This window comes from Streptomyces sp. RLA123, assembly GCF_056270165.1.
Genome location: NZ_JBWDOR010000003.1, coordinates 6,386,902 through 6,400,006 on the forward strand (window position 1 = coordinate 6,386,902; position 13,105 = coordinate 6,400,006).

The window sequence follows — 13,105 nt, forward strand, 5'->3', positions numbered from 1 at the left end:
CTGCCGCGCGACCGAGGCGATGACGCCCGGTGTTCGTCGTATGTGTCGAATGTGTGCACGCTGAGGGCCCACGCCATCTGAGTCTCGCGCCCCGAAGTGAGACCCGCCCCTCCTGCCACGGATCGCGCACACCCCCCATGGAAACGGAACCGCAGCAGACCCTTCGCCGCTGCCGGCTGACGCACGACTCCCAGCCGCCCGGCACGCGCTGCTGACTCTCCCCACGCCCCCTTCGGGGCGTAGCCATGCCTGCCGATCGTGAATTCGCCCCCGTGTGCGGCTTTTGTGTGCCGCGCGCTCGACAGTGACGGAATCCCCAGTGATCACCACAACGGGCCTGACCAAGGTCTACCGTTCCCACGGCCGGGACACGGCGGCCCTCGACGGCGTCGACCTGCACGTCCGCGAAGGCGAGGTGTACGGCGTCGTCGGCCGCAGCGGCGCGGGCAAGAGCACCCTCATCCGGTGCGTCAACCTGCTGGAGCGGCCGACCTCGGGCACCGTCGAGGTCGCCGGGCAGGACCTGACCGCGCTCGCCGGCCGCTCGCCGCGCGCCGGTTCGGCCCTGCGCGCCGCCCGCGGCCGCATCGGCATGGTCTTCCAGCACTTCAACCTGCTGGCCTCGCGCACCGTCCAGGACAACGTCGAACTCCCCCTGGAGATCCTCGGCGTCTCCGGCCGGCAGCGCACCGCCAAGGCCCGTGAGCTGCTCGAGCTCGTCGGCCTCACCGACAAGGCGCGCGCCTACCCCGCCCAGCTCTCCGGGGGCCAGAAGCAGCGCGTCGGCATCGCCCGCGCGCTGGCCGGCGACCCGAAGGTGCTGCTCTCCGACGAGGCCACCTCCGCCCTGGACCCGGAGACCACCCGCTCGATCCTCCAACTGCTGCGCGACCTCAACCGGCAGCTCGGCCTGACCGTTCTGCTGATCACGCACGAGATGGAGGTCGTCAAGGCGGTCTGCGACTCCGCCGCACTGATGAAGGGAGGCCGGATCGTGGAATCCGGCAAGGTCACCGACCTGCTCGCCACCCCCGGCTCCGAACTCGCCCGCGAGCTGTTCCCGGTCGGCGGCGAACCGTCCGGCCAGGACCGCACCGTCGTGGACCTCACCTTCCACGGGGAGGCCGCGACCGAGCCGGTCATCTCGCAGCTCTCGCGCACCTACAACATCGACATCTCGGTGCTCGGCGCCGCGCTCGAGACCATCGCGGGCCGCCAGGTCGGCCGCATGCGGATCGAACTCCCCGGAGCCTTCGAGGACAACGTGGTGCCCATCGGCTTCCTGCGCGAGAAGGGCCTCCAGGTCGACATCGCGCCGGTCGTGGGCGCCGAGCGGGCCGAGCGGGTCGAGGGGGCCGCGAAGTGACCTGGTCCGAGATGCAGCCGCTGCTGTCGCAGGCCTGCGGGGAGACGCTGGTCATGGTCGGCTGGTCCACGCTGATATCCGTCGCGGGCGGCCTGCCGCTCGGCGTGCTGCTCGTGCTGACCGACCGCGGCGGACTGCTCGCCAACGGCGTGTTCTCCAAAGTGCTGGGCGCCGTGGTCAACGTGATCCGGTCGCTGCCGTTCGTGATCCTCATGATCTACCTGATGCCGTTCACCAAGTCCCTGGTCGGCACCACGATCGGTCCGCAGGCGATGATCGTCCCGCTGTCGATCGGCGCGATCCCGTTCTTCGCCCGGCTGGTGGAGATCGCCGTCCGCGAAGTGGACTCCGGTCTCGTCGAGGCCGTCCAGTCCATGGGCGGCAGCACCTGGACCGTCGTCCGCAAGACCCTGCTGCCCGAGTCGCTGCCCGCGCTGATCTCCGCCGCGACCACGACCGTCATCGCCCTGATCGGCTACTCGGCCATGGCCGGGCTCATCGGCGGCGGCGGCCTCGGCGACCTCGCCGTCCGCTACGGATACCAGCGCTTCGAGACCGGGCTGATGAACGTGACGCTGGCCGTCCTCATCGTGCTCGTCACCGGGGTCCAGTTCCTCGGGGACCTCACCGCCCGCGGCGTCTCGCGCCGGGGCCGCGCCTCCGTGGCCCCGCGGCTGCGCCTGCTGCGCGCGGCAGCCGCCACCGAGACCTCCTGACACCCGCAAGAGACACCCCCCAGAAAGGCACTTTTCGTGCGTACCCCTGTCAAGATCACCACTGCCGTCCTGGCCGCCACCGGCCTCGCCCTCGGCCTGACCGCCTGCGGCTCGGACTCCGGCTCCACCAAGGACAGCGCGAGCGACCCGCTGGTCGTCGCCGCGAGCCCGGTCCCGCACGCGGAGATCCTGGACTTCGTCAAGAAGAACCTGGCCGCCAAAGCCGGACTCAAGCTGGAGGTCAAGGAGTTCAGCGACTACGTGACGCCGAACACCGCGACCGAGGACGGCGACGTCGACGCCAACTACTTCCAGAACCAGCCGTACCTGGACGACTTCAACAAGAAGAAGGGCACCCACATCGTGCCCGTCGTCACCGTCCACCTGGAGCCGCTGGGCCTGTACTCCAGCAAGCTGAAGTCCGCCGACGCGATCAAGAGCGGTGCGACGATAGCCCTGGCCAACGACGCGGTGAACGAGGCCCGGGGCCTCAAGCTGCTCGCCGCGAACGGCCTGATCACCCTCAAGGACGGCGTCGGCAACGAGGCCACCCCCGCCGATGTCACCGGCAACCCGAAGAACCTGAAGTTCAAGGAGCTGGAGGCGGCCCAGCTGCCCCGCTCCCTGGGCGACGTCGACGCCGCCGTCATCAACGGCAACTACGCCATCGCCGCCGGACTCAAGCCCGCCCAGGACGCTCTGATCCTGGAGTCCGCGACGAACAACCCCTACGGCAACTTCCTCGCCGTCAAGGAGGGCAACGAGAAGGACCCGCGCGTGCTCAAGCTCAAGAAGCTGCTCACCTCGCCCGAGGTGAAGAAGTTCATCGAGGACACCTACGCCGGATCCGTCATCCCCTCCTTCTGACCCCGGCCCTCCGGTGGGGGCGGTGCGCCGTCAGGGCGCGCCGTCCCCACCGTGGACCCCTGCCCAGTCCAGGCGCAGCTGCTCGGCCCGCGGCAGCCGGGACACGATCAGGTCGAACGAGTCCTCGACCATCTCCCGCACCAGCCGGTCGGGGAGTGAGCCGTCCAGGGTGACCGTGTTCCAGTGGCGCTTGTTCAGATGCCACCCAGGGGCGATCGCGGCGTGCTCCGCCCGCAGGCGGACGGCCAGTTCGGGATCGCACTTCAGGCTCACCTGGAGCGGCTCCCCGTCCAGCGCGCTGATCGCGAAGATCTTCCCGCCCACCTTGAAGACGGTCACTTCCGTGTTACGCGGGAACGGGTTCTCCTCGCTCACGCCGTTGAAGCCGAGGCAGAAGTCCCTGAGCCCGTCCCTGTCCATCCGCCCATTCAACAGGGCGGCACCGACAGTCCGGGGCGCGCCGCCTCAGTGCCGGCGCACCCAGTAGACGTCCGTGGTGTACGGCATCTCGATGGCGCCCCTGCCGCGCGTCGCGTCGTGCCCGGCGAGCACCGCCTCGACCTCCGCGCGCACGCGCTCCTGCTCCGCGGGGTCCATCACCGCGATGTGGCTGGAGGAGGTCATGCGCTCCACCACGTCCGACACCGTCGTCGAGTACGGGTTCGGCCAGTGCCGCTCGTACACCTGCGACCAGCCCTCCCGGTCGCCGAAGGCCTTGCGCCAGCCGCCGTCCAGCGGGCTCGGCAGGTCGCGCGGCGCGAGCCGGAAGACGATGTCCTGGTAGTCCCGCACCCATGGCACGGAGGTGTCGTAGGTGTTCCACACGAGTGCCAGCCAGCCGCCCGGCCGCAGCAGCCGCTCCACCTCGGCCAGCGCCTCGTCCTCCTGGAACCAGTGCCACGACTGCGCCGCCACCACCACGTCGGCGCACCCCCCGGGCAGTCCCGTCGACTCCGCGGTGCCGGCCGTCACCCGCACCTTCGGCAGCCGCAGCTCCGCCAGCCGCTCCCGCATCTCCGCCACGGGCTCCACCGCGACCACCTCGGCCCCGGTCAGCGCCAGCAGCCGGGTGAACTTGCCGGTGCCGGCGCCGAGGTCGACCACGGTGCGCCCGGCCTCAAGGGCCAGCACGTCCGCCAACTCGGCCAGGGCAGCCATGGGGTACGAGGGCCGCGACCGCTCGTAGACACCCGCCGCCCGCTGATATCCGACTCCTGCTGCGTGGTGCACCGTCACGCGGGCAGACGCTAGCAGGACCCTGTGACCACAGGGGGAGCGGACCTGCGGAAAAGCCGGAGAACAGCTTGCCAACTGCGCTCGTCGCGGGGGTGGTTGCCCGTACCCTTGACCGACGGCCGCACGGCCCCCGCGGCGCCCCGGTCCTGCGGGTGACCCGATGGATGCTGCATGCTGTGCACTTCACACATGTCCTTGCTACGGAGCGTCGAATGACCAGCTTTCCGGAGATCTCCATCAGTACGGAGCGGCTGGTGCTGCGCCCCTACGAGGAGGCGGACATCCCCGCGCACACGGAGATGATGAACGACGAGTCCGTGGTCGCCTGGACCTCCGTGCCGCACCCCTACAGCGACGCCGACTCCCGCGCCTTCCTCACCGAGACCGCCCCGGCCGAGCGGGCCGCCGGACGCGGTGTCGTCTTCGCCGTGACGGAGTTCCTCACCCAGCGGCTGGTCGGCACCGTCCACCTGCAGCGCGCCGACTGGCGCATCCGCAGCGCCGAGGCGGGCTACGTCATCGCGCCCTGGGCGCGCGGCGAGGGCTACGCCGCCGAGGCCGTGCTGGCCGCCGCGCAATGGCTCTTCGACGACCAGAAGTTCGAGCGGCTGGAAGTGCGCACCGCCGCCGACAACGCCGCCTCCCAGCAGGTCGCCCAGCGGATCGGCTGCGTCAGCGAGGGAGTGCTGCGCAACGCCGGCCTGGTCAGGACCCGGCCCGACGGGGACAGCGACGGCCACTGGGAGCAGATCCGCACCGATCTGATCGTCTGGAGCCTGCTCCCCGAGGACCTCGACGGCCTCACCGGACGCGCCTCCGACGGCTCCGACTACGCGGCCTACGCCGACTGGCAGTGAGCACCCCGTAGCGCAAGATCCTGGGCGGGGTACTGTGCACACCCCGGGGAAGAGATACCCCGGGGAACCACACCGCGACGCGCCCAGAAGGCAGGACGACGATGGCCGACCGTGTCACCGTGATCGGGTGGGACGGCTCACCACCGGGCGAGGCCGCGCGTTCCGCGCTGGCCGCCGCGACCCTGGTGGCCGGAACACGGCACCACCTGGCACTGCCCTTCGTGTCCGAGGAGGCCGAGCGGATCGTCCTCGGCAGCATCGACCTTGCCGCCCGCCGGATCGCCCGGCACCGCGGCACCGCGGTCGTCCTGGCCGACGGCGACCCCGGGTTCTTCGGCGTCGTACGCGCCCTGCGCGCGCCCGACCACGGCCTGGAGGTGGAGGTCGTCCCCGGCGTGACCTCGGTGGCCCAGGCCTTCGCGCGGGCCGGCATGCCCTGGGACGACGCACGGATCGTCGTCGCGCACGCGCGCACCCTGCGCCGCGCCGTCAACGTCTGCCGGGCCCACCCCAAGGTGGCGGTGCTGACCGCGCCGGGCGCCGGCCCCGCCGAACTCGCTTTGCTGCTCGGCGACGAGCAGCGCACCTTCGTGATCTGCGAGGCGCTCGGCACCGAGCAGGAGCAGGTCACCGTCCTCACCTCCGACAAGGTCCCCGACCACACCTGGCGCGACCCCAATGTCGTCCTGGTCGTCGGTGCCGCGCCCAGCGGGCCGCCCGTCGCCTCCGGGCAGGCGAGCTGGCTGGCCGGGGGCGACCCCGCCCCCGCGGACCGGGTCCGCGGCTGGGCCCTGCCCACCGAGCGGTACGCCCCCGTGGACGGCCCGGCGCAGCTGCGCGCCCTGCAACTGGCCCGACTCGGACCGCGTACCGGCGATCTGGTCTGGGACATCGGCGCGGGCGGCGGCGCCGTCGCAGTGGAGGCGGCGCGCTTCGGTGCGGCCGTCATCGCGGTCGAGCGGGACGAGGCGGCCTGCGAACGGGTCGAGGCCACCGCACGGGACTTCGGGGTGCAGGTACGCGTCGTGCAGGGCGAGGCGCCGGAGGTCCTCGAGGACCTTCCGGAACCGGACATCGTGCGCATAGGCGGTGGGGGAGCGGAGGTCGTCGCGGCGTGCGCCGCGCGCCGTCCGGAACGGATCGCCGCGAGTGCCGCGAACCGGGACGAGGCAGAAGCCGTCAGAACTGCTCTCGAAGAGGGCGGATACGCCGTCGAATGCGCGTTGTTGCAGGCTGTCGAACTGGACTCCGACTGGTCGGAGCGGGAGCGCACGGTGGTGTTCTCGCTCCTCGGGCACCGCAGGTGAGTGATGGGTTGCGCCCGTATTGCGACCGGTTTGAGGTGAACCCCCCTGAGCATGCGCGGACACACGCACGGTAGGCTTGCGGACCGCTGTGCCGTCGTCGTGCGTTGACGTGGACTGAGGGCTGATCAGTATCGATCAGCATCGGTCACTCCCCGCCGACGTGCCGCTTGCAGCCCACGCTCGTTCTTGGTGTGGGCAGTGTGTGCGGCGCAGCGTTGGAAGGAGCGAACCGATGGGCGAGGGGCACGCATGACTGACACCGGCCAGGTCCCGGGTGAGGGACTGCCGGAGAACGCAGGCGGAGAAGCGGTTCTGCAGCCGCACGCCGACCTTCCCGGCAATGGTGCGCAGCAACCGGTCGTCCCGACCTGGGAGACCGATCCGCTGAACGCGCCGGTCCCGCCCGCCGTATACGCCTACCTCGACCAGCCGGCCGGCCCCGCCGTCGCCGACGAGGACGAGGAGATGCTGCTGATGCCCGGACTGCAGGGGTCGTGGGCCGACCCGCAGCCGGTGCCGCCGCAGCCCGTCGCGTCCGCGGCCGTTCCCGTGGCCCCGGTCGCGTCGGCCCCCATGGCCGCGCCCGTGGGCGAATCCGCCCCGGCGGCGCCGCCGATGGCGCACGAGACCCGCGCACAGGTCCACGAGCCGCTGCCCGGAGCGCTTTCCGCGCCGGTGCCCGGTGGCCCTCACGAGCACGGCGCCCATGAGAGCGGCGGCCGCGACTCGGTCTCCCTCGACTACTCCGCCGTGCGGGCCTCGGCGACGCCGCCCGCCGGCGTTCCCGTGCCGGGTGCGGAGGCGGCAGTGCCGCCGCAGGCCGTTCCGGTGGAGCCGGTCGTCCCGGCCCCCGCGCCCGTCCCCGCGATGGAGATCCTGGCGCCGGAGGAGTCGGCGGCGCTGATGACCGAGGCGGGCGTGTCACCGGCGCAGCAGGCGTTCCAGGAGCAGGTCCCGGCCGCACCGGCGCCCGTCCGGCGGCCGCTGCACATGGGCCCGCCCATCCCCGACCCGTCCAACGGCGGCGGTGTCGTACGGTCCCTCGCCGACCGCGGGCCGGCGACACCCGCCCCGCAGCCCGTGCCGGTCACGCCGCCGCCGGTGGCGGCCGTGCCGCCCGTACCCGAGACGCCCGTCGCGGTGACCCCGATCGCGCCGGTGCCCCCGTCCGCCGAGACGCCGCTGCGTCACGCCGGACCGCCGACGATCGGCCCCGAGTACCTGGACATCCCGCGCGACGAGCCGTCCCTCGCGGTCCTTGCCACGGGGGCCGCCTGGTCGGCGCCGGAGCCCGCGGAGGTGCCCGTCGCGCCGCCCGCCCCTCCCGCGCCGCAGGCGGAGGAGGCCGTGGCGTCCGCTCCGGAGCCGGAGCCCGCTCCTGAGGCCGAGCCCGCTGCCGAGCCGATCGTGGAAGTGCTGCTGACCGAGGCAGCCGTGGCGGAGGACGAGCCGCCGGTATCCCCGGACGAGCCGCTGCCGTTCGGCATGGAGGCCGAGCCCGAGCCCGAGCCCGTCGTCCCCGAGGCCGTCGAGACTGCCGAGGTCGTCGAGGTCGTCGAGGTCCACGAGGTCCACGAGGTCCACGAGGTCGCGGACACGGTCGACACCGTCGAAGCGCCCGAGATCCCCGTTCCCGTGGAATCCGCGGACTCCGTCGAGCCCGACGCGTCCGTCGACGCGGAGACCGCGGAGACCGCGGAGGGTACCGAGGGCGAGGAGGACGAGGACGCCCCGGAGCCGCAGCTCCCCGTCGCCGAGGGCTACGACCCCGCCGTGCGGGATGCCGTCCACCGGGTCATCCGCGAACGTCGTGACATCCGCAACGGCTTCCGGAACGACCCGATCCCGCACGAGGTGCTGATCCGCGTCCTGGAGGCGGCCCACACCGCGCCCAGCGTCGGCCATTCCCAGCCCTGGGACTTCGTCGTCATCCGCTCCGCCGAGACCCGGCAGCGCATGCACGAGCTCGCCATGCAGCAGCGAGACGCGTACGCCAAGTCCCTCCCCAAGGGGCGCGCCAAGCAGTTCCGCGAGCTGAAGATCGAGGCGATCCTCGACACCCCGGTCAACATCGTCGTGACCGCCGACCCCACCCGCGGCGGCCGCCACACGCTGGGCCGCTACACCCAGCCGCAGATGGCGCCCTACTCGTCGGCACTGGCGGTGGAGAACCTCTGGCTCGCCGCCCGCGCGGAAGGCCTCGGCGTCGGCTGGGTCAGCTTCTTCGACGAGCGCGAGATGGTCCGCGAACTCGGTCTCCCCGAGCACCTCGAGGTCGTCGCCTACCTGTGCGTCGGCTACGTCGACGAGTTCCCCGAGGACCCGGAGCTCGTGCAATCCGGCTGGTCCAAGCGGCGCCCGCTGGCCTGGGTGGTCCACGAGGAGGAGTACGGCAACCGCGCCCTGCCCGGCGAGGAGCCGCACGACCTCCTGGAGGAGACGCTGCGCGGCATCCGTCCGCTCGACGCCAAGGCGCTCGGCGAGGCGTGGGAGCGGCAGAAGCGGATGACCAAGCCGGCCGGCGCGCTCGGCATGCTGGAGATCATCTCCGCGCAGCTCAGCGGCCTGTCCCGCCAGTGCCCTCCGCCGATCCCCGAGCCCGCCGCCGTCGCCATCTTCGCCGGCGACCACGGCGTGCACGCGCAGGGCGTCACCGCCTGGCCGCAGGAGGTCACCAGCCAGATGGTCGCCAACTTCCTGGGCGGCGGGGCCGTGTGCAACGCCTTCGCCAACCAGGTGGGCGCAGAGGTCTGCGTCGTCGACGTCGGCGTCGCCTCCGAACTTCCCAGCACGCCCGGTCTGCTGCCGCGCAAGGTGCGTGCCGGCACGGCCGATTTCACCGCCGGCCCCGCGATGTCGCGCGAGGAGGTCCTGCGGGCGATCGAGGTCGGCATCGAGACCGCGCGCGATCTTGTCGCCGCGGGCAACAAGGCGCTGCTGACCGGCGAGATGGGCGTCGCCAACACCACCGTCTCCGCGGCCCTGATCTCCGTCTACACCGGGGTCGACCCGGCGGAGGTCACCGGGCGGGGCACGGGCATCAACGACGAGATGCACGCGCGCAAGGTCGATGTCGTCCGGCGGGCCCTGGAGCTCCACCGGCCCGATCCCTCCGACCCGATCGAGGTCCTCGCGGCCATCGGCGGCCTCGAACACGCCGCCATGGTCGGCCTGTTGCTCGGCGCCGCGTCCCTGCGGACCCCGGTCATCCTGGACGGCGTCAGCGCCGGCGCGGCGGCACTGGTCGCTCGCGCGATCGCCCCCGAGGTCCTCGCGGCCTGCATCGCGGGGCACCGCAGTGCGGAACCCGGTCACCGTGCGGCCCTCAACAAGCTGGGGCTGCGGCCGCTGGTCGACCTCGACCTGCGGCTGGGGGAGGGGACGGGGGCGTTGCTGGCGCTGCCGTTGGTGCAGAGTGCTGCGCGGGCGATGCATGAGGTGGCGACGTTCGATTCGGCGGGGGTCACGGAAAAGGGCTGACGCGGTCTGTGCGGGCGGGTTTTTTCCCGCCCGCCCTCCCGTGTGCCCCAGGAAGTCAGTGGCCCCGGCGCGCGTTTCGTGGGGTGTCGGGGTCGGCCCCGGAGGCCCCGGACCCGGCTCCCACACAACGGGCGCCGGGGTCACTGACTTCACAGGGCACCCGGGCGGGAGGGCGGGGAAAGAACCTGCCGCGGCCAGACCGTAGGGTTGACGCACACGCGCCGTAGGCGCGCCGTCCGCCGACGACGAGGAGCCGCACCACCATGACCGCCGACGCGCGCAGCGACGCCGTACCCGCATACCCCGTCGGACTGCGGCTCGCGGGTCGGCGTGTGGTCGTGCTGGGCGGCGGGCAGGTCGCCCAGCGCCGGCTGCCGACGCTGGTGGCCGCCGGTGCGGACGTCGTTCTGGTCTCGCCGTCGGCGACGCCGTCCGTGGACGCGATGGCCGCCGCCGGCGAACTGCGCTGGGAGCGTCGCCGCTACCGTCCCGGGGACCTCGCGGACGCCTGGTACGCGCTGATCGCGACGGATGACGCGGAGGCGAACGAGGCGGCGTCCGCGGAGGCGGAGGAGCGGCGCGTGTGGTGCGTACGCAGTGACGACGCCGACGCGGCGACCGCGTGGACGCCCGCGACCGGGCGTACGGACGGTGTGACGGTCGCCGTGCTGACCGGGCGGGATCCGCGTCGTTCGGCGGCGGTGCGGGACGCGATCGTGGAGGGCCTGCGGGACGGTTCGCTTGCCGCGCCCCAGCATCGGGGCCGGACCCCGGGGGTGGCGCTGGTGGGCGGCGGGCCGGGCGACCCGGACCTGATCACGGTGCGCGGCCGCCGGCCTGCTCGCGGAGGCGGACGTGGTGATCGCGGACCGTCTGGGACCGCGCGATCTGCTGGACGAACTGCCGCCGCACGTCGAGGTGATCGACGCCGCGAAGATCCCGTACGGCCGCGCGATGGCGCAGGAGGCGATCAACGCCGCGCTGATCGAGCACGCGAGGGCGGGCAAGGCCGTCGTGCGTCTCAAGGGCGGCGATCCGTTCGTGTTCGGCCGGGGCATGGAGGAGGCGCAGGCGCTGGCGGAGGCCGGGATCGCCTGCACGGTGGTGCCGGGCATCTCGAGTTCGATCAGTGTGCCGGCCGCCGCGGGCATCCCGGTGACGCACCGGGGCGTGGCGCACGAGTTCACCGTCGTGAGCGGCCACGTGGCTCCGGAGGACCCTCGCTCCCTGGTGGACTGGGAGGCGCTGGCCCGGTTGCGCGGCACTTTGGTGCTGTTGATGGGGGTCGAGCGGATCGCCGCCATCGCCGCCGCGCTCGTGGCGCACGGCCGGGGCGCCGATACGCCCGTCGCGGTCGTCCAGGAGGGCACGACGGCCGCGCAGCGGCGTGTGGACGCGACACTCGGGACGGTGGGGCAGAAGGTCGCGGACGAGGGCGTGCGGCCGCCCGCGGTGATCGTGATCGGCGAGGTCGTGTCCGTGGGCGCGGTGACATCGCGTGGCTGAGCTCATCACCATCGACGACCCCGACGACCCGCGGCTGCACGACTACACCTCGCTGACCGACGTCGAGCTGCGCCGCCGCCGCGAGCCCGCGGAGGGCCTGTTCATCGCGGAGGGCGAGAAGGTCATCCGGCGCGCCTGGCAGGCCGGTTACGGCATGCGCTCGATGCTGCTCTCGGCCAAGTGGGTCGACGTCATGCGGGACGTCATCGACGCGGCTCCCGCGCCGGTGTACGCCGTCGACCCCGTCGTGGCCGAGCGGGTGACCGGCTACCACGTGCACCGCGGTGCCCTCGCATCGATGCAGCGCAAGCAATTGCCCGAGCCTCGGGAGCTGTTGGCCGCCGTCCGCTCCGGGCCACGCCGCATCGCGATCTTCGAGGACATCGTCGATCACGCCAACATGGGTGCGGCCTTCCGCAACGCGGCCGCTCTGGGAGTGGACGCGGTGTTCCTCACCCCGCGCTGCGCGGACCCCCTCTACAGGCGGGCTGTGAAGGTGTCGATGGGGGCCGTCCTGGCCGTTCCCTACGCCAGGTTCGCGTCGTGGCCGCAGGACGCCGGTCTCGTCCGGGAGCACGGCTTCGTGCTCGCGGCCCTGTGCCTGTCGGCGAGTTCCATCACACTCGACGAGCTCGCCGGCCGCCGGCACGAGAAGCTGGCCCTGATGCTGGGGACGGAGGGTGAGGGGCTGTCGGCCGGGTCGCTGCGGGCCGCCGACGAGCATGTGCGCATCCCGATGGAGGCCGGCGTCGACTCGCTGAACGTGGCCGCCGCCTCGGCTGTCGCCTTCTACGCCACCCGGTGGTCCGATCGCGGGTGAGGCCGGCCGCCCTCCGACGCACCGGGTGGCTTGGCGGGCGGCCGGTCGGCCCCGACCTCGGACGGCCTAGCTGAGGGGTGTGAACAGGAGGTTCCGGGTGCCGCGCGGCCTGGGCGCGGCCCACGGGATCAGCGCCCCGTCTTCTTCGGAGACCCAGTGGCAGTCGTAGCCAAGAACCGGGCGAGCAGCGGGTCCAGCGGCGCGTCCCGCAGTGCCTCGAGCATCACGGTCGGGCGGTCGCGCTTCAGCACCTTGCGGGCACCTCGCAGGACGGCCGGCTCGTGTCCTTCGACGTCGATCTTCACAAGATCCAGTTTTGTGTCGGCGAACGCTTCATCAAGGGAGACGAGCTGGATGCGCTGCTGCTTGGCGCCGTCCTTGGAGCGCTCGACGGACGAGCCGGTCGAGAGCAGATTCCCCGCGAAGCGCACGCTGATGTCGGTCCAACCGGGCTTGCTTGACACACCCGACTGGTAACGCTTCACGTTCTGGATATTGTTTGCTCGGACATTCACTGCGAGCCGGGCGTGGATTTCATTTACCGGCTCGAATGCATGCACCTTGGCCGCCGGGCTGGCGAGCGCGGCGATCAGCGAGAAATATCCGACGTGGGCTCCGACGTCGGCGATGGTTTCGCTCTTCGCGGCCAGCTGAGCCCAAGTGGAGAGGCTTCCGGGCTCGTACTGGAATTCACCGTTCCATAGGGTTTCGAGGGCGACCGCGTCATCGTTGACACAGAACATGACAAAGGGCGGACAGTGTGGAGAGTCAATCTCAACAAAACCCCGATATGGGTACTTCTTGCGGTGTGTGCGAATGATGTCCCCGATGGGGACAGGCCTGACGGTTGCCGCGTGGGTCAGCGTACGCGTGTTGGCTTGTTCGATCTCGGAGAGGTGCATGGAGTGATTACAGCCGCTGGTGGTCAACTTGACTAGCCCTTGGCGGAA

The 13,105-nt window shown here is 72.0% G+C and carries 10 protein-coding genes and 1 pseudogene; 8 read left to right on the forward strand and 3 right to left on the reverse strand.

Annotated elements, in window-relative coordinates; all coding sequences use genetic code 11:
- The first annotated feature begins 319 nt into the window (after nt 1-319).
- From RV983_RS29180 to RV983_RS29190, 3 genes are read left to right on the forward strand one after another with little or no spacing between them, the layout of a single operon-like run.
- The gene (locus tag RV983_RS29180) at nt 320-1,366 is read left to right on the forward strand and encodes a methionine ABC transporter ATP-binding protein (protein ID WP_475988692.1); all 1,047 of its coding nucleotides are present in this window, start codon (nt 320-322) and stop codon (nt 1,364-1,366) included.
- The gene (locus RV983_RS29185) at nt 1,363-2,082 is read left to right on the forward strand and encodes a methionine ABC transporter permease (RefSeq protein ID WP_475988693.1); all 720 of its coding nucleotides are present in this window, start codon (nt 1,363-1,365) and stop codon (nt 2,080-2,082) included. Before RV983_RS29180 ends, RV983_RS29185 begins: the two co-directional genes overlap by 4 nt.
- 36 nt (nt 2,083-2,118) lie before the next feature.
- Nucleotides 2,119-2,949: a MetQ/NlpA family ABC transporter substrate-binding protein gene (locus RV983_RS29190; RefSeq protein WP_475988694.1), complete on the forward strand. Its 831-nt coding sequence runs from the start codon at nt 2,119-2,121 to the stop codon at nt 2,947-2,949.
- A gap of 30 nt (nt 2,950-2,979) precedes the next feature.
- Here the strand turns inward: RV983_RS29190 and RV983_RS29195 are convergent, their stop codons facing one another.
- Together RV983_RS29195 and RV983_RS29200 are read right to left on the reverse strand one after the other, a co-directional pair.
- Entirely contained in the window at nt 2,980-3,369 is a 390-nt protein-coding gene (locus tag RV983_RS29195; protein ID WP_475988695.1) for an MmcQ/YjbR family DNA-binding protein, read from the reverse strand.
- A 45-nt stretch (nt 3,370-3,414) separates the two neighbouring features.
- Nucleotides 3,415-4,185 carry a class I SAM-dependent methyltransferase gene (locus RV983_RS29200; protein ID WP_475988696.1) on the reverse strand — a complete coding sequence of 257 codons (771 nt, stop codon included), beginning with the start codon at nt 4,183-4,185 and terminating at the stop codon, nt 3,415-3,417.
- Between the two features lie 212 nt (nt 4,186-4,397).
- On the opposite strand from RV983_RS29200, the gene RV983_RS29205 reads away from it, so the two are divergent.
- The 5 genes and pseudogenes from RV983_RS29205 (at nt 4,398) to RV983_RS29225 (ending at nt 12,155) form a co-directional block, all read left to right on the forward strand.
- Nucleotides 4,398-5,042, forward strand: a complete 645-nt coding sequence (locus RV983_RS29205; RefSeq protein ID WP_475988697.1) for a GNAT family N-acetyltransferase — start codon at nt 4,398-4,400, stop codon at nt 5,040-5,042.
- 101 nt (nt 5,043-5,143) lie between these two features.
- Complete coding sequence (cbiE, locus tag RV983_RS29210; protein ID WP_475988698.1) at nt 5,144-6,349, forward strand: precorrin-6y C5,15-methyltransferase (decarboxylating) subunit CbiE; 1,206 nt, start codon at nt 5,144-5,146, stop codon at nt 6,347-6,349.
- Nucleotides 6,350-6,598: 249 nt separating this feature from the next.
- Nucleotides 6,599-9,829, forward strand: coding sequence for a nicotinate-nucleotide--dimethylbenzimidazole phosphoribosyltransferase (gene cobT / locus RV983_RS29215; protein WP_475988699.1), 3,231 nt, complete (start codon nt 6,599-6,601; stop codon nt 9,827-9,829).
- Nucleotides 9,830-10,092: 263 nt separating this feature from the next.
- Nucleotides 10,093-11,335: pseudogene (gene cobA / locus RV983_RS29220) on the forward strand (uroporphyrinogen-III C-methyltransferase).
- Nucleotides 11,328-12,155 (forward strand): TrmH family RNA methyltransferase, encoded by an 828-nt coding sequence (locus RV983_RS29225; RefSeq protein ID WP_475988700.1) that lies wholly within the window; start codon nt 11,328-11,330, stop codon nt 12,153-12,155. Before cobA ends, RV983_RS29225 begins: the two are co-directional and overlap by 8 nt.
- A 128-nt stretch (nt 12,156-12,283) precedes the next feature.
- On the opposite strand, the gene RV983_RS29230 is transcribed toward RV983_RS29225, so the two are convergent.
- Nucleotides 12,284-13,057: an FkbM family methyltransferase gene (locus tag RV983_RS29230; RefSeq protein ID WP_475988701.1), complete on the reverse strand. Its 774-nt coding sequence runs from the start codon at nt 13,055-13,057 to the stop codon at nt 12,284-12,286.
- Nucleotides 13,058-13,105 lie beyond the last annotated feature (48 nt).